General features: G+C 42.1%; 11 protein-coding genes. 1 reads left to right on the top strand and 10 read right to left on the bottom strand.

The features are described 5' to 3' along the window. Positions 1 to 665: 665 nt before the first annotated feature. The 3 genes from BMW94_RS06165 to BMW94_RS06155 form a co-directional block, all read right to left on the bottom strand. Positions 666 to 1,541: a DegV family protein gene (locus BMW94_RS06165; RefSeq protein WP_090995808.1), complete on the bottom strand. Its 876-nt coding sequence runs from the start codon at positions 1,539 to 1,541 to the stop codon at positions 666 to 668. A 590-nt stretch (positions 1,542 to 2,131) separates the two neighbouring features. After that, positions 2,132 to 2,908: an SDR family NAD(P)-dependent oxidoreductase gene (locus BMW94_RS06160; RefSeq protein ID WP_090996288.1), complete on the bottom strand. Its 777-nt coding sequence runs from the start codon at positions 2,906 to 2,908 to the stop codon at positions 2,132 to 2,134. Between the two features lie 399 nt (positions 2,909 to 3,307). Further along, positions 3,308 to 4,528 carry a cytochrome P450 family protein gene (locus tag BMW94_RS06155; RefSeq protein ID WP_090995805.1) on the bottom strand — a complete coding sequence of 407 codons (1,221 nt, stop codon included), beginning with the start codon at positions 4,526 to 4,528 and terminating at the stop codon, positions 3,308 to 3,310. Positions 4,529 to 4,814: 286 nt separating this feature from the next. On the opposite strand from BMW94_RS06155, the gene BMW94_RS06150 reads away from it, so the two are divergent. After that, complete coding sequence (locus tag BMW94_RS06150) at positions 4,815 to 5,423, top strand: TetR/AcrR family transcriptional regulator (RefSeq protein ID WP_090995801.1); 609 nt, start codon at positions 4,815 to 4,817, stop codon at positions 5,421 to 5,423. A gap of 74 nt (positions 5,424 to 5,497) precedes the next feature. On the opposite strand, the gene BMW94_RS06145 is transcribed toward BMW94_RS06150, so the two are convergent. From BMW94_RS06145 to BMW94_RS06120, 7 genes are all read right to left on the bottom strand, one after another. Further along, a complete protein-coding gene (locus tag BMW94_RS06145; RefSeq protein ID WP_090995798.1) occupies positions 5,498 to 8,068 on the bottom strand; it encodes an alpha-L-rhamnosidase in 2,571 nt (856 codons plus the stop codon). 25 nt (positions 8,069 to 8,093) lie between these two features. Continuing rightward, positions 8,094 to 9,509 (bottom strand): MFS transporter, encoded by a 1,416-nt coding sequence (locus BMW94_RS06140; RefSeq protein WP_090995795.1) that lies wholly within the window; start codon positions 9,507 to 9,509, stop codon positions 8,094 to 8,096. 265 nt (positions 9,510 to 9,774) lie between these two features. After that, positions 9,775 to 10,278: a family 43 glycosylhydrolase gene (locus BMW94_RS06135; RefSeq protein ID WP_254790136.1), complete on the bottom strand. Its 504-nt coding sequence runs from the start codon at positions 10,276 to 10,278 to the stop codon at positions 9,775 to 9,777. A 366-nt stretch (positions 10,279 to 10,644) separates the two neighbouring features. Next, the gene (locus tag BMW94_RS06130) at positions 10,645 to 11,271 is read right to left on the bottom strand and encodes a hypothetical protein (RefSeq protein ID WP_090995793.1); all 627 of its coding nucleotides are present in this window, start codon (positions 11,269 to 11,271) and stop codon (positions 10,645 to 10,647) included. 108 nt (positions 11,272 to 11,379) lie between these two features. After that, positions 11,380 to 13,968, bottom strand: a complete 2,589-nt coding sequence (locus tag BMW94_RS06125; RefSeq protein ID WP_090995789.1) for an alpha-L-rhamnosidase — start codon at positions 13,966 to 13,968, stop codon at positions 11,380 to 11,382. Positions 13,969 to 13,988: 20 nt separating this feature from the next. Next, a complete protein-coding gene (locus tag BMW94_RS30135; RefSeq protein WP_139209312.1) occupies positions 13,989 to 14,192 on the bottom strand; it encodes a hypothetical protein in 204 nt (67 codons plus the stop codon). Positions 14,193 to 14,323: 131 nt separating this feature from the next. Then, a complete protein-coding gene (locus tag BMW94_RS06120; protein ID WP_090995786.1) occupies positions 14,324 to 16,789 on the bottom strand; it encodes a glycoside hydrolase family 2 TIM barrel-domain containing protein in 2,466 nt (821 codons plus the stop codon). Between the last annotated feature and the right edge of the window lie 116 nt (positions 16,790 to 16,905).

Here is a 16,905-nt window from a genome sequence, read left to right as displayed (position 1 = left end):
TGGCTCGGGACAAGAACTTGTACCGATAAAATAAAAAAGCCGCTAAAATAGCGACTTCAATGGGACCATGTTCTTGTCCCTCGACATTTAATGCATCGAATTTATCTGTGGGTACAACGGCTTGGTAACTTTCCGAGTTGGTAACAATTAAAAAAGGTTCCGGTCTTCAGCGTTTTAGTCATTCAAAAGAGACTCACCACTTCCACTTTAGATATTCATCTAATCGGTAATCGGACCATCTTCTTGTCCCTCGACACTTGTTGCCGCTATATTTATATATCAACCAATATTTAATTTCTTAACCGGTCAATAGCTCAGTTATACATAGGTGCCCTTTCTTTTTTTATGACAATATAAAAAAACACCCAAAAAATGTGAGTGCCTTTAGGTGATGCTACAACTGAGTAGGTTTCTTTTCTATTTCCCGGCTTTGCATTTTCGTATAGACTCTGACATTGCCACACGGATCTGTGTGGCAATGTCTGGGAGAACTTGGAAATGTGAATGGCCCCGTTCGAAGAGACGCCAATGTCGTTGAAACGATTAAAACGATGATTTTTCGGAAACTTCTCCAAAAAAATAGCGATGCTTAACGGCATCGCAGCCTTCAAGACGCAAGTGGAGGAAACTGAGCAACTTAACACCCTCAAAAACATATTTTTGGATCATCTGAAGCCCTGAACCAGTGGCTCCGATTTTAAAATATAGCTGATAGCCATGCTATGAGGACCGCTGTGAGAACAGATAGAGCAGCCTCCTTCGATGATGTGCACATGTTGAATAGAGGTTTGTTCCTGGATGAGATTACGGACCCATACCGCCTTCTCCTCCTCCAATGTCTGGGCAATAATGACATGTGCGTGATCAATACGATGGATCTGACTTAACATGTCATTTAACAGCTTGTTCACGACTTTGTCTTTGCTGCCTCTATATTTGACTCCGGCATGAACCTGTCCATCTCGAATATACAAACCCGGGCGAATTCTCAGCAAGCTACACAGCATATGCTGAATGCTGCTGACTCGTCCTCCACGATGCAAATAATCCAAATTATCCACAAGTACATTTAGTTGTACCTCATGACGTACTGCTTCCAAAGCCTGGGCGATGGTTAGTGCACTCTTCCCTTCCCTAGCCATCTGCACTGCAAGCAGTACATGCATAGCGGTCCCTGCCGATACATTGAGCGAATCCACCACCGTTACTCTGCCTGGAGGGAATTCTCTGGCAGCACTACACGCATTCTGATACGTAGATGACAGGTGAGAGGACATACTGATGTACAGTATATCTTCTCCATTTTCAATGACCGGGCTGAAAGCCTTCATAAAATCTGCCGGTGGAGGAGCCGCCGTTTTGGGCAGCTCTTCATATAATTCAACCATGTTATACATCTCTTGCGGAGTAATTTCGATTCGATCCAGATATGATTTCTGTTGGAAAACGATATATAGTGGAATAATTCCGATATCATACTTTTCTACCCATTCCTTGGGTATATCAGAGATACTGTCTGCGAAAATGTGAACCTTAGCCATTGGACTCCTCCTGCTCACGGCTTTCTATACTCTATGACAAACCACTTTTTTTTGTCATAGAGGAGCTCTGGTCAGCCCAACCTCCGAGGGAAAACAAGTGGAGGTGTAACTTGCATTCAGTCTCAAATGGTCGGGGCATTGCCTGCTTGCTTGCGTAATCTATGAGGACTACCACCTGTCATAATAAGGCTGGAATATCCAAACGTTTCGGTTCTGCTCGACATACAAAAGCGCAATGGGTTCTGCATTATAAGAATTTGTATGAGCCGCCTTGCTCCCTAACTTGCTGGAATCTGGTAATTGGGATGAGGCCATCAGCAAAAATTCCAAAATTCTTTTCTAGAACGAAGTTGGCAAAGAATTGTCCAACGAGCAATTGTTTACTGTACTACTCTACCTGTTCTCCACATTCCCGATTTTACTAGAATCTCAGGACACGACGGTCGAGGAAATGTTGAGGGAGGAGTTCGAATTTTTGCTTCGAAAAAAGCCAGTTATCCAGCCAACGCATATATAGCTGGGCAGAGAGAATAATTTGATCAACGGCGCAAGCAGGCCTCTAGTCAGTTTATGAATGCTTATGAACAAATTTACAGGGTAAGGCCGCCATCAGCTAGGATAATGGAACCTGTCATATAGCTGGATCCATCTGAAGCCAAGAAGGCTACCAGTTCAGCGAGTTCTTGCGGCTGTGCAAATCGTCCTATCCTCATATTAGGGAATTCTTCTGGCATATATCCACCATCTTGCAGCATTTGGGGTGCAGCATCCGTCATTGTTGTAGCTACTCCACCAGGACAGATGGCATTTACACGAATACCTTTTCTAACGTATTCAAGCGCTGCTGCCTTAGTTAAACCAGCAACTCCATGTTTGCTCGCAGTGTATGCAGCTAGACTGTGCTCAGCTCGAATGGCTGTGGTAGATGCAGTATTAATGACATGACCGTACCCTTGTTTATCCATCACTTGAAGGGCGTATTTCATCCCAAGGAATATCCCTTTTAAATTCACATTAATGACCTGAGTAAATTCTTCCTCGGAAATGTCCTGAAAACGCTGGAACTGCTGCATAATCCCGGCGTTATTGAACGCTACGTCAATTTTCCTGTAGGTTTCAACCGCTTTTTGGATATAGTTCTGAACATCATTGTTCGAGGAAACATCGGCTTGCACAAAAATAGCTTCTCCATTTTGTTCTTTTATAAGTTCCAGTGTTTCAAGCCCTGTTGAAGCATTAAAATCGACCAGTACCAGTTTTGCTCCTCTGGCTGCCATTAGAATTGCGCTTGCTCTCCCGATTCCACTTCCTGCACCTGTAACCGTAATCACTTTCCCGACGAGGGAATCATTTTTCTGTGAAGACATTACAGGTTTGTTTTTTACATTTTCTTCTGACACAAGTGTTATTTCAGCCAAATCAATCTTTAACGCTTTTAATGTAGCTTCAGGAATATCCACTTGAGGAATGGCAACCAATTGATTTAAAGTGAAATTCGAGGCCATCTTAAATGTAGGTGCATTAATAAATTCCGGTAAATGTTTAGCGAGAATAGCAACTGCTTTTTCATCATTCAATAATTCCCCGATTTTAATATTTTCGTTATACGTCATGTTCTTCTTCCCCCTAACAGAATGTGAGTATATACATTTGATAGCTTTGCTATCATTACAATATTAACAGTATCACGTTTGGGTTTTAACTTGCAAATTTACATGAATTGTTCGGAGTTTTATATGGTAGATTTCATCATTTCTCTAATATAGTCAGAATATGATTGGAAAGGTCTTAAGCCCTCGGATAATCATGCCTGGTCTCCATTCCAGCAATCGAGCCTCCGTATTTAACCTGATTTCAGGAAGCCTGCGAAGCAGGTCGTTAATTGCAATTTCTCCTTCAAGTCTGGCAAGGGGCGCACCTATACAAAAGTGTACACCTTTACCAAAGGCGATATGGTTATTAAGCTTACGCGTGATGTCAAACTCATCTGCTTCGTCAAAATTTCTCGAATCCCGATTTGCTGATGACAAGGCAACCAGCATCATGTCACCTTCACAGATCTGTTTCCCATCCAGTTCAACGTCCTCTGTTGCCCAACGGATATTGCTTACTTCGGCGGGACCATTAAATCGTAAAATCTCTTCAATCGCTGATTGGATCATGTCAGGGTTATCCATCAAGAGGCGCTTTTGTTCTGGGTGTTCCAGGAGAGCCAACATACCGTTACCAATTAGATTCACTGTAGTTTCATGACCTGCAATAATGAGGACAAAAACGAGGGCATACAGCTCTTGTTCCGATAGCTTGTCGCCTTCCTCTTCTACACTAATGAGATCACTAATCAGATCTTTCTTGAGATCCTTGCGTCTCTCGGTTATCAATTTATGCAGGTATTCAATGAAACCTTTCATCGCCTGATCGCTTTCGTGGCTCAGGTTCGGATTGCTCACACTCTCCATAATCATGTTCGACCACATTTGGAATTTGTCCTGATCTTTCAGAGGCACACCCAGCATTTCGCAAATAACGATAATAGGCAAAGGGAAGGCATATTCTTCAATCAAGTCGATTTCCCGTTTGCATGAAACAAGTATTTTGTCTAACAACTCATTACTAATCTCCTCAATCCTTCCCCGCAGTCGCTCAATCATTCTTGGGGTAAATGCCTTTTGGATTAGGCGTCGCAGACGGCGGTGATCCTCTGGGCCCACGCTAAGTAGATTATGAGAGATGACCTCTACATGTGAAGGCTCGTTCTCTGCAGTCTGCCCAGGAGGACTTGTAACAAAGCGAGCATCTTGTAAAACGTTTACGGCATCCTCATAACGAGACACCATCCAAGCATAATGTCCCTCTGGCATCAAGAAACGATGAATGGGTTCTTCAGCACGCAGCTTTTCATAGACTGGAAAGGGTTGTTGAATAAAGGAATGATCTAAGAAATCGACCTTGGACTCGGAATTGCTCTGATTCTTGTTAGTAAACATATGAACGCCTCCTTGTTTTTTTTGTGATAGTTGTAATATCAATACAATTATCATGCTACCATTTGTTTAGTGTCGATTTCAAATTCCTTACAATTCACCCTTTTGACAGATGAGTTTTTCTTATGCGTTCGCTTATGTTACACTTCGAATTTGAAAGCTTAAATTAGAAGTATGGACTATCTTCATTGACAAAAAATCACACTGTTGATAGTCTAATTTAGAGTTATAAAGACAGGAGGTTATTCCCATTCAACCCCAGCAAAGACTTGAGGCTGAACGTAGCACTATGCGAATAAAAAGACGGTTAAGTATTATTGAAGCCGCCAAAACAGTGTTTTCCCATCAAGGCTTCGAACAGTCGACAATGCAGGAAATCGCCACAGAGGCCAATCTGGGTATTGCCACCATATTTCGATATTTCCCCAAAAAGGAACATCTAATTGTCGCTGTTGCTTCACAGATTGTGGAGTCTGAAGTCAATGGATTCGAAGAAATCGTGCATGGACAAGGAACCTGTTTCGACAAATTAGAGCGCATTTTCGACTTTATGAACTTCCAACAGATCAAGGACCAGAACAATTCCAAACTCATTGAGGCATTTGAATGCTACGTGGCACTCTCCAAGGAGCCGCTTGAGGATATTCAACTCTACAAAGCACAGTATGACAAGCTTATTAACTTGTTTTCCAAACTTGCTGAGCTGGGAGAGCTGGATGGTTCTATCCGAAAGGATAACGATACAGTAGACACCTTGATCACCATGCTCCATGTCTTCGGAAATTTCTCTAAAAAAATGTCTATGCTAAGTGGTATTGATGCGTTTCATACACAGGTCGATCCGTTTGAACAATTCCGCATCCTAAAAAACCTTTTTTTAGAGCAACTTAAGCCCTGATTACCATCAAAGCCAAAGGGCACGAAAGAACCCGATAGGAACTTGGAGACTATATCACAAGATGAAGATCAGCCTTAGCTCCTGCATGAATTAGCTTTTGTACTAATATATTGATATGTCCCCGTGCCCACGCTATATTGATTACCGTCTGGAAGTAAAATGTCTGCTGTACAGTTGCCAGGAACATCAATGGTGTAGATGACTTCTTGGCCACTTATCTCCCACCCGCTTGTTACTTTTCCATATACACTTAAATAAGCAAGTTTAGCATGGTTCAGCTCACTGCAAGGGGTTGGTTTAATGACAAAATGATTCATTTTACCAGAAGTGTTTATCCCGCATAGGCCACTAAACAACCATTCACAGCAACCTCCCTTCGAATAATGGTTAAGCGAGGCATCTGGTGTCCAGTTCTCCCACATGGTTGTTGCTCCGTTCAAAACTTGATACATCCAGCCTGGATTCTCCGGCTGGGTTAACATTCTCCATGCATCCTCTGTATATCCATAATCACTGAGAATTCCTAGCACAAATGGAGTGGATAAAAAACCGGTGCCGATTTTATGTTTTCGTTCTCTTGCCAACTCCACAAGTTTATCCGCCAATCGTTTCTTAGTTTTATCGTCTACGAGATCCAGTGCTATTGGTCTGACCAGTTTAGCCATTCTTTCCGATTCCATGGTTTCTTTATTTATAAAATAGTGTTGATACGCCTCTTTGATCTTCTGAGAGATCTCTGCATATTTATCCGCTTCCTTCTGCTTACCCAGATGTTGCGCCATCTCAGAAAGGCATATCAGAGAGTAGGCCAAATAGGCTGAGGCCTCTTCCGGTCTGGGATACAGTAAAGCCATCTTGCCTTCCGTACCTTTTGGCTCACTCCATTCTCCGAAATGTCTACCTTTTCCTACAATGTATGCTCTGTGTTTATCAGAAAACGGAAACTTTAAAAAGGAGAAAGTATTATACTTTCCTAACCTTGTCATGCAAAATTCAATCCAACGTACCATGGAATCGTAATGTTCTTTCATAACACTGTCATCCCCATAACGTTTCCAATAACGATAAGGAATTAATACGATAGCATCTCCCCATCCACTGGACCCCTCCACGGACAATGAATTACGGAAGTTGCTGACTCTTGGAGTAATGTTATACACCAAGCCGTTTTCGGCCTGCTCGTCACATACATCCTGCATCCATTTTCTATAAAAAGCGGTCTGATCCATAAAAATAGTGCCTGTATCAAAGAAAAGTTGTGCATCTCCGGTCCATGCGGCCCTCTCTCTCGTAGGGCAATCGGTGGGTACATCCAAAAAATTCCCTTTTACACTCCATAATGTATTTTCCACAATTTTGTTGACTCCCTCATCGGAACAACTAAACTCAGCAGTAACCTCCATATCCGAATACACGGCTATTGCAGTAAAGTTGTCAGACTTAACTTCTCCTGGCCAATTTTGCACCAATGCGTATTGAAAACCATGGATGCTAAACTTGGGTTTATAATGTTCTTCGCCATTACCACTACAGATATATTCGATTTTTTGAAGGTGTGATTTCGTATATTCTCCATCAAAGGAGATGTTTTTTATCGTAAAATTTCCTTCATCATTTAATGTTTCTCCCATGACCATAGTTATTTTATGACCCTTAGGCGCCTTTACAAAGAATTCAACATAACCCGCTATATTCTGTTTAAAATCAAGAACAGTTTGTCCATCAGGTGTTTTGATAACCGCAGGTTTAAATTGCTCCTTCTCAACAACAGGAACATTATTAGAACAACAAACCACACCTTTATATGTGGTTACTAATGCAAGAGAAGAATAAGAAGGCTTCCTCCATGCTTCTACAATCTCTCCGTCCTTCATATCCGCGTAACAGATGGGTCCATCATTACTCCAATAAAAGCTGTTATCCGAAGAAATAGTTCTAATATTACCTTCTTCGTCTGTAATTTCAAGCTGTGCAAGAAGCTTTGGTTCATACCCAAAAACTTTACTCCCCCCAAAGACGCCTGCCTTACTTGCATACCAGCCATCCCCTAATTCTATCTCCATCGTATTCTGATCCAACAGCAAATCCTTAACATCAAAGGTCTGATAATGTGTTCGGATATCATAATTGGTGGAACCTGGAGTGAAATATTGATTTCCTACACGTTTTCCGTTTAGTTTAGCTTCATATATTCCATTAGCAGTAATATACAGTCTAGCCTTTATGATTCCTCCAGATATCTCAAACTCTTTTTTAAAACAATCAACCGGATAACGAACTTTTTTCTTTTTACTGTGAACGTAATTCCCCATGATCCACTTGGCTTTCCAGTCTGCAGGCTGCAGCAGGCCCATCTCAAAAAACGCCGGTTCACTCCAAGGTCCTTCTTCCCCTGATTCTTCATAAAGCTTTACTTGCCATGATACGATATCCCTACTCTTAAGAGCTGTTGTAATTCGGGCTGACATCTCATCTGATTCTATCTTTTCACTTGTATATGCCAATTCTCCGTTAATTACAACTTGAATTACATAAGCAGATTGTTTAATTCCGTTTGCAACATTCCACATCAAACGTGGTGAAGTTATATCGATTCCAATAGGGTTCAAGAGATATTCTGTCTTTAAATTCACTGCATGAATCATGGTATTAGCTCCTTTTCCTTCCATTCTATTCACCATTTCTTTCTCTGAGCTCACTCACAATTTGAGGATGTCTCTTCTCCAGCTTCCAAAAGAGCATACAAACAACAGAAATAGTAGCTAAAATAATTGGAAGATAAATGCTAATTGTTAAAATTCCACTAATTGCCGAACTGGACTGACGAGCTGCCGCTCCATCAAAACCGGTCGCACCGAGTATCCATCCAATACCGGAAATGCTCAGTGAACCTGCTAAAAGTGTGGCTATACCTGCGAGACTCATCATCATCCCTGGTAAGCGTATACCGCTTTTCCATTCACCAAAATCGATAGTGCTGTTCATGAGGACAGTGATTAGAGCTGCTATCGGAATAGATCCTATTCCGGAAAGGATGAATCCCATGAAAGCAAGGGGTACACTAGTTGTATCCATTAAACGAATGAACCCACCTATTAATCCTAACAGGGACCCACATGCAACAATCCACCGGACACCCATCTTTTTTACTAAAGTGGGAAGAAACACAAAAACGATTAAGGCTGGGGCAGCCCCTACCATTGAAAGCAAGCTCTGGAGCTTAACATCTCCCAGAATATATCGGGCGTAATAAACCGTAGTGGCATTATTCAATGAAAGCGTAGCAGTTGCTGCGAAAAGCACCAGCCATGCGATCAGGAAATATTTGTTTTTAAGAATGGATTTCATAGCATCTTTGAAGGGAACCTTCATTTCAACGCCACTCTCATCCCGATTAACAGTCTTCACATTCTCATGAGAAGTCCTGAATTGATTGAACATAAGCAAGGAGCCTATGACAACCAACACTGTTGTTACGATAAAGTATGCTCGTTGATCTCCACCCATAAGCTCCACAACTGGCACGTAACCTAACGTTACAATTGTAGCTCCGATAATTGTGCCCAGTGCACGTCCTGAACTCAATCTCGTCACTTCCGTCGGGTTTCGTGTTGCCATTGCTATGAGCGAACCGGAAGCCGGAGTGAACATGGACCCTCCTATATTAAATAAGAGTATACATATACCTGCCCATATCATTTTAGTGTATAAATTAAGATTATCGGGAATAGAAAACAGAAGAATGATAGATACTGCCAGTGGCAGAATAGATGCCAATAACCATGGTCTTACCTTGCCATGCCTTGAGTTAAATTTATCAATCATAATCCCTGTACCAAAGCTTGTTACAGCACCGAGGATAGACCCAATTAATACCATAGTTCCTAACATGGTACCATCTAAATGTGCAATAGTTGTCAAATAATACATTGTGAAGGAATTGAATATAATTGCAATCAGCGAATTACCAGCCATCCCCAAGCTATCCCCGATTAGCTGTCCCTTATGAAGTTGTAAAGGGATATTATCTCCATTATCAACAGGCTCTATAGGCTGTCCTTCCTTTATGTCATTTTCTGCAATCATTTTGAATTCCCCTTATGATTTGTATTTGTTGTATTTTGGGTCAAATCAAAACTCAATAGATCTAACTTTTCCTTTTCCTTCAAATGTATAATAAAGCGGATATACACCTTGAAGTGGGAGCATTTCCCCTTCAGAGCGCTTCCATTGATCCGATGAGGAAATCTCTATCTCCGCGATCGCCTTACCATCTATCTCAGTGGAGAGTTTTACTGTTCCTGACGCATTTCCACGTGTTACAATCCCGACCCGATTCGTGCCATCAAATTCAAAATATTTGAATCCTGCAGTTGCACCGTTCCTGAAATTCGATATATATTGATTGGGATTCCCCTCTCTGTCCTCGCCTTCCTGAGTAAGATAAGGGTGCCCTTTTCCTGTCAAGAATAAAAGAAACGAACCTTAGAGGCGGATTATATCCAGAATATAAGTAAACCCTTTCATCGTCATCTACCAGAACAGCAGGGTCAAACTGAATATATTCTCCCTTTGCAAAACCGAGGAGATGACCGGATTTATCATGCACATGACCATAAAACTCATATTTGCCTGCAGATGTATCACACACAGCTACTGATAAAATGTGTATGCCGCTCAAACTATAGTATAGATAGTACCTCCCATCTACACCCCTCGCGACATCCGGAGCGTAAAGATAGTGATTCCCCTTTTGTTTGCTCAAAGGATCTTGGACTTTGTCATAAATTACACCTTCATACTTCCAATCTCCAAGGTCATTAACGGATGCTGACCAGCCTAAATAGTTATTCATACAATAGGTTGTCCCGTTAAATTTGTCATGAGATCCAAAAACATATACTTTTCCGTCAAAGACATAAGGTTCTGGATCACGAATGTACTCATAGCTTGGAATAAATGGATTGTACGCTTGCTTTTTAATGACTTCACCTCTATTTACAAATTCAAATGCTATTGTTTAAAGATTTATGAATTCAAGAGATAAAGAAATCAATATGCATTCTTGTTATACATGCATCATGAGGTGGAAAAAAGATGATTTTTCAGTATTGTATCCCCTTTCAACAATCCTCTAAAATTTCAGCTTAATTCATTTCTCTGATATATCTACAATTATACTTGAACATAAAGTTCACTTAAATGAATCAAATTAGCGATTTCAATTGTATATTATGAAACAAATAATACTTAGTTCAGAATGTCCAGAGTTAGCCTCCGCTTGTCGTAAAAGGCAAATGAGATAGTCGGTTCCAGCTATTTTGGTCACAAACCATTTGTCTCTCAGAAGACTTGCTTGCGTGTCTTTGTTCTGGAGCAGATGAACGATCTCTTCCCGGATGGACTGGTTCCAAGTATACGCATGTCCCGTTGGCTTAGGGGCAAAAACTAAATCATCATTCACGGCTGAATATGCAAAAAAATAATCCAGACTTTTGTAATACACGCTGTCTTCAATGAACTGCCGAAAAAGAAGGTACGTGCCTATGTTATAGAGATCAGGGTGGGTCTCATCCGGACGAGCTAGGCTTTGTAACCCACTATCCTCTGAAATGACCTTATATAAATATCGGTCAATGTCATCCAGAATGGCATCGCTTAGATTCATGTAGAGGTTGACCAAGTTGCTGTTGGATTGTGCTACCTGATTCCTCACAACCTTGATCGAGTACAGATTGTTGTAAATCAGAAATATGATCATAGGAAAGATGATTACAAATAGTCCAGTTATTAGTTTAAAGCGGATTGAATTAAATATTGTACGTTTGGCTGATCCAGGAGGAATCATATTTATCAATCCTTTTCATGAGAGATTATCGCAAAGTAAGAAAAGAACATCATCCTGAATATGGACGATGTTCTTATTTATATAGAGGGGGCTTTTCGGGATAAAACTTTACAACGCTTCCTCCAGTGGTTTGAAACAATGTTTTCCTGCTTCGACAACCTGTGGCTCTACTCCCTGAATATTAATTTCTGCCTTGCATCCTACTGGAACCTCAATCCAGTAAACGTAATGGGCACTTTCTTTTTTCCATGAACAAGATACATTTCCATAAATACTCTTATACTTCAACGCTGCCTCTGTCAGGCTTCCACCTGGTTGGGGGGAAATCAGGAATTGGTTTTCTCCGGCAATGTTGATACCACACACAGTGTTAAATATCCAGTCACAAACAGCGCCATTGGAATAATGGTTTCTTGAGGCTTCGCCATTCCAGTTCTCCCAAATCGTTGTCGCTCCCTGCTTAATCTGATAAATCCAGCTTGGATAATCTTCCTTCTCTAACATCTGATAAGCATCGTCCGCATATCCCGCATCACTTAATGCCTTCAGGATGAATGGTGTTGACAGGAATCCAGTGCCTACATGATGCTCCCGTTCACGTACCAATGAGACCAATTCATGCTCAACATTTTTTCTCATGTCTTGATCGAGAAGATCCAGAGCCAACGGCCTTACCAATTTCGCCATTTTAGTTGTTGAAATTGTTCCGTTCTCCACAAAATAATATTGATACGCCGCTTTGGCCCGCTCAGATATGTCCAGGTATTTGCTTGCGTCTTTCTGCTTCCCCAGTGCCTCAGAGATTTGGGACAAGCAGTTTAAGGAATAAGCCAGATAGGCGGTAGCCTCTTCATATTTCGGAAGCGCTGATACCAGTTCCTCCCGGTCAGGCTCATTCCATTCGCCGAAATGAAAACCGGTCGTCACAATATATTGACGGTATTTACTGGGCTCCAACTTCTGATCCAGTTCCGGATCGGAGGTATCTCCCATTCTGCTGATCATAAAGTCGGCCAGTTTAGTCATAGGCCCATACCAGTCGGCCAGCAGTTTTAAATCACCATATGTTTTCCAATATCTGTACGGGATCAAAATACCTGCATCGATCCAGCCGCTTGAGCCTTCTACATAATCAAAACCTTCGCCATGCGGAGCTACACGGGGGACAATATTATATACTTTTCCATCTGGAGCCTGATCATCGAATACATCCTGCATCCATTTTCTGAAAAACGCTGTAAAATCCATGAAATAACGCCCGGCATCAAAAAATAATTGGGCATCTCCGGTCCAGGCTGCCCGTTCTCTCGTTGGACAATCTGTAGGCACGTCTAGGAAATTCCCCTTCATGCTCCACAGCGTATTGTTCACCAGTTGCTCCAAATCCGGGGAGGAACAGCTGAATTGTCCTGTTTGCTCCATGTCCGAATACACAGCGATTGCGGTGAAATGATCTGCCTGCACTGGTTCTGGCCAATTCTCCAGTTTGACGTACCGGAATCCTTGAATACAGAATTTAGGCTTCCAGGTTTCTCTCTCTTCACTCCCGCAGGAAAAAATGATGGTCTGGAATCTGGAATCATCACAATAATCCGGGGCATAATCATATTCCTGCACCACATTGGAGACAGTGAAGTTTCCATCACTATCAAGCATTTCTCCCATCGTCAACACAACGGTGTGCCCTTGTTTACCTTGTATCGAAAATTGCGGGTATCCGGCAATAACCTGTCCAAAATCGAGGACCGTACTTCCGTCAGGAGTAAGTAAAACTGTTGGTTTAAATGTTTCCTTTTCTTTGACTGGAGCATTATTGGAGCAGCACAGCAGAGTCTCCCATTTTGTAACGCGTGCTTGGCCCTGATATGAAGGTGAAAGAGTAGCAACAATTGTCTCTCCATCCTTCATATCATTAAAACGCACAGGTCCGTCATTTGACCACCTGAAGCTTCCATCTGTTCCGATATAAGTCGTTGTTCCGTCTGTTCCCGTTATTTCAATCTGCCCTAAAGCACAGGTTCGGGTTCCGAACACATTGGTGGCGCCGAATACGCCCTGTTTCCCTCTAAACCAGCCGTCACCTAATGATATGTCCCATTTATTCTCACCGCTCTGTAATTGCTTTGTAATATCGTAGACCTGATACTGTATACGCTTTTCATAGCTGGTCACGCCAGGGGTGAGAACCAGATCTCCTACTTTCACTCCATTGAGACTCGTTTCATAAATACCACAAGCGGTGATATACATTCTGGCTTTCACAAATGCCGGAATCTGAAATGTTTTACTAAACTCTTCGACTGGATACCGTTCTTTCGGTTTTGGTTCGTAGTCACCGCAAATCCACTCTGCTTTCCAATCCTGTCTTTCCAGCAAGCCCATTTCAAAAAATGCTGTCTCACTCCACTCACCGGCTACATCATGTTCATCCCAGACACGAACCTTCCAATAGATCCGTTCTCTACTGCAGACATCCGCTCCATAGGGAATATGGGTCATACTGGCCGAGCTTATTTTCCCGCTACTCCAGACATAAGATGATTTATCTAATTCATCCTTCGTATGCGCTGCTATAATTTCATAAGCGGTCTGTTTCTTGCTGTCTCCCGCCAAATTCCACCCAAATTCCGGTCGAACAATATCAATACCTACGGGATTAGTTAAATAATCTGTTTTCAGCAGTATAGCTTTTAGCATTTCAGTTGCTCCCTTCTGGCTCAAACTGTCTTAAATTCGAATTCCAATATATCAATTGTTCCAGTACCTTGGAACGATTGATATACAGGTTGTGTTCCTGTTTTAGGACTAAACGCCGTTTCGTAATCTCCCAAAACGGCAATAACAGGATTTCTTCTCTCTAAACCTTTTTCGTAAAGCCAATCGGGGCTAAACGCCCCTAAATTTCCTTTATTCTTCAGCATTTTATGGATGAATCACTCTGGTTTTAAGGATTACACAGGTGACTTTTTGTGGGCAAATTCTAAAAACTTATTTTTTTATCTCTTCTTCCATTTCAAATTGTGTTCTCATCTTTTTCTCCTTTGGCCCTTTGCTAATCTAAGGCTATGGCATTAATCTGTACAGTTTGTGATGCACAGCCTTCTGCTGAAACGGTCACCTTAATCAATCCTGCTCCAATCGGGCGTATAACTGCTAAAGCTTTACCATCAAAAGTCGTGTATGCGCCATCAAAAAAGTTCTCCTCCGATTTTGGGTTGGCACTACCGCAGCCCTGCAAAATACCCGAACCTGTAACTGAAACTGAAACCTTGCGGTCAGCGGTGTTGTACAGATTTCCTTGCTTATCTTGCAGGGTGATCATAACAAACGACAAATCGTTGTCCGATGCAGAAATCACTGTCCGATCGGCTTTTACTTTCAATATCACATCGTTGACAGCGGAACGGAGCTTCATACGACCGATTTCTTCACCGTTGTCATAAGCAATCGCTTCAACTTCCCCTGGGACATAGACAGTCTCAAATTCTGCTTTATACCGATTCTCTTTGCCTGCGCGTGTTTGGCCTACTGATACACCATTTACAAGAAGCTCCACCTCTTCAGCATCCGAGTAAACCTCGACTTTAATCGGTTTATCCTCGTAGCCGTCCCACGACCAGCTTGATATGGAATCGCTCCAACTCCACATCATCGGAAACATTTGTTTTCCAAAATGATTAGGGCGCTGAACTGCAATGAACGGGGTTTTACGTAGTCCAAATACAATTTCTCGATAATAGGATACCGGCCGTCTATTGCCAATAATATCAATGTCTCCACACCAGGCAGTGAACCACGGATAACCTCCTACGATACCCGTTGCCAATTCCTCGGGTTCATAGACAACTCTACCGATCCCTGATTCCCCCAGGTAATCCCAGCCCGTCCAAGTGAAATCACCAATAATTTGACTGTGTTGCTTTACCATTTCCCAGTGTCTATCTATCTCTTCCGGTTTAGTCTCACTACCTACAATAATGCGATTCGGAAACAGCTCCATGTCCATGCTGTAGCGTGCTTCCCCGTAGTTATATCCTGCAATATCAATACAGGCAAATGATTCTGCCGTTTTCTCTTTCGCAAAATCGCTAGCTACGATCATGGCCATCTGCTCACCCAAATTATTCATCATCGTGTTAATACCTTCGTTACTGCTCTCGCTCTTCTCAAGCTGATCCGATTTCTGGGATTTCATCCATTTCGAAAGCTCATCCAGGACGGATACCGTAAAATTTATAGCATTGGTTATATAACGCGTGCTATCAAGGGATCGGATTTTGTCAACGATTTTACGGCCCCATGCCGAATCGATTCTTCTTCCGGTTTCTGGAATCTCGTTACCAATTGTATACATGATGACACTTGGATGATTGTAATTTTTATCGACCATTGCCTGAATGTCTTTTTCCCACCAAACTGGAAAATGTAGTGCATAGTCGTGGTCAGCCTTCGTTGTGGTCCACATGTCAAAGCTCTCATCCACCACAAGCATTCCTATACGATCACAAGCATCAAGCAGTGCTTTACTCATTGGATGATGCGAACTGCGCAGCGCGTTGAAGCCTGCTTCCTTCAGAATTTCGACCCGACGTTCTTCGGCCCGGTCAATCGTAGCAGCACCGATAACGCCATTGTCGTGGTGAATGCATGCCCCACGCAGCTTTACCGTTTCCCCGTTAATACAAAGACCTTGATCCGGATTTAACGTCAACGATCGAATACCGAAGGTGTTCGTTTCTTTGTCCAGTTCTTCCCCGTCCTCTGCCACGATGCTTGATCTGCATTGATACAAATGGGGGGCATCAACACTCCAGAGCTTTGGGTTTCTTACGTAGAGTCGTTGCCGAAGTGTAGCGCTTTCACCAGCAAAAGTCGTAATAGGAGAAACTTCACTGGCAATTACATAGCCGCCGAAATCTACAATTGTCGTCTTAACGTAAAGCGTTCGTGTATTGTGTCCTTCGTTCTGGAGTACGGTTGCTACGGTTACTACAGCACGTTCATTATTGATTTCAGGAGTGGCAATCTTTATACCATCCAAGGCGATATGCACTAGATTCCCGATAATAAGCTTCGTATTACGGTAAATACCTGCTCCGGAATACCAGCGGGAATCTCTAAGGTTCATAGCAACGACCTTGATCTCATTTTCCTCGCCGTATTTCAGGAAACGGTCCGCACTAACATAAAAATTGGTATATCCATTCGGATGTTGTCCAGCAAATTCACTGTTAATGTATACCATTGCATTCATGTATACGCCCTCAAATTCGATGGTTACCCTTTTGTCTTTATACTCCAGCGGAACGAAGAAATTCTTCTTGTAGTCGTAACTGCCTTCTGGAAAAAAACCGATTGCGACGTTGCCACCCTCCTCTGGTTTAAGCTTTTTGTTCCAAATCATCGCATCATGCGGAAGTGTGATCTCTTTTGGAGCTGTCGCTGAAGCTACAACCTCAGAGAAAAAACCGGCTTTGGGTCCAACCGTCCAATTATTGTTAAAGGAAGTTCTGATCATCGATTCTCTCACCTCTTAACTAGAAATTTTTGATAGTAGATCTGTCATATGTGACATCATTATAGTCACAAGCGTTACATTAACCTTCTAGATACACGCTGTTTTTATTATAATTT

The sequence above is a fragment of the Paenibacillus sp. OK003 genome (genome assembly GCF_900109515.1).
GTDB lineage: Bacteria > Bacillota > Bacilli > Paenibacillales > Paenibacillaceae > Paenibacillus > Paenibacillus marchantiae.
This window is presented reverse-complemented; position numbering and strand designations above follow the sequence as displayed.

Coding starts and splice junctions, on each gene's coding strand:
- BMW94_RS06160 (WP_090996288.1), bottom strand. CDS start 2,908: ATGTCTTCACAGAAAAATGATTCCCTCGTCGGGAAAGTGATTACGGTT.
- BMW94_RS06135 (WP_254790136.1), bottom strand. CDS start 10,278: ATGAATAACTATTTAGGCTGGTCAGCATCCGTTAATGACCTTGGAGAT.
- BMW94_RS06145 (WP_090995798.1), bottom strand. CDS start 8,068: ATGATTCATGCAGTGAATTTAAAGACAGAATATCTCTTGAACCCTATT.
- BMW94_RS06130 (WP_090995793.1), bottom strand. CDS start 11,271: ATGATTCCTCCTGGATCAGCCAAACGTACAATATTTAATTCAATCCGC.
- BMW94_RS06140 (WP_090995795.1), bottom strand. CDS start 9,509: ATGATTGCAGAAAATGACATAAAGGAAGGACAGCCTATAGAGCCTGTT.
- BMW94_RS30135 (WP_139209312.1), bottom strand. CDS start 14,192: ATGCTGAAGAATAAAGGAAATTTAGGGGCGTTTAGCCCCGATTGGCTT.
- BMW94_RS06150 (WP_090995801.1), top strand. CDS start 4,815: ATGCGAATAAAAAGACGGTTAAGTATTATTGAAGCCGCCAAAACAGTG.
- BMW94_RS06125 (WP_090995789.1), bottom strand. CDS start 13,968: ATGCTAAAAGCTATACTGCTGAAAACAGATTATTTAACTAATCCCGTA.
- BMW94_RS06155 (WP_090995805.1), bottom strand. CDS start 4,528: ATGTTTACTAACAAGAATCAGAGCAATTCCGAGTCCAAGGTCGATTTC.
- BMW94_RS06165 (WP_090995808.1), bottom strand. CDS start 1,541: ATGGCTAAGGTTCACATTTTCGCAGACAGTATCTCTGATATACCCAAG.
- BMW94_RS06120 (WP_090995786.1), bottom strand. CDS start 16,789: ATGATCAGAACTTCCTTTAACAATAATTGGACGGTTGGACCCAAAGCC.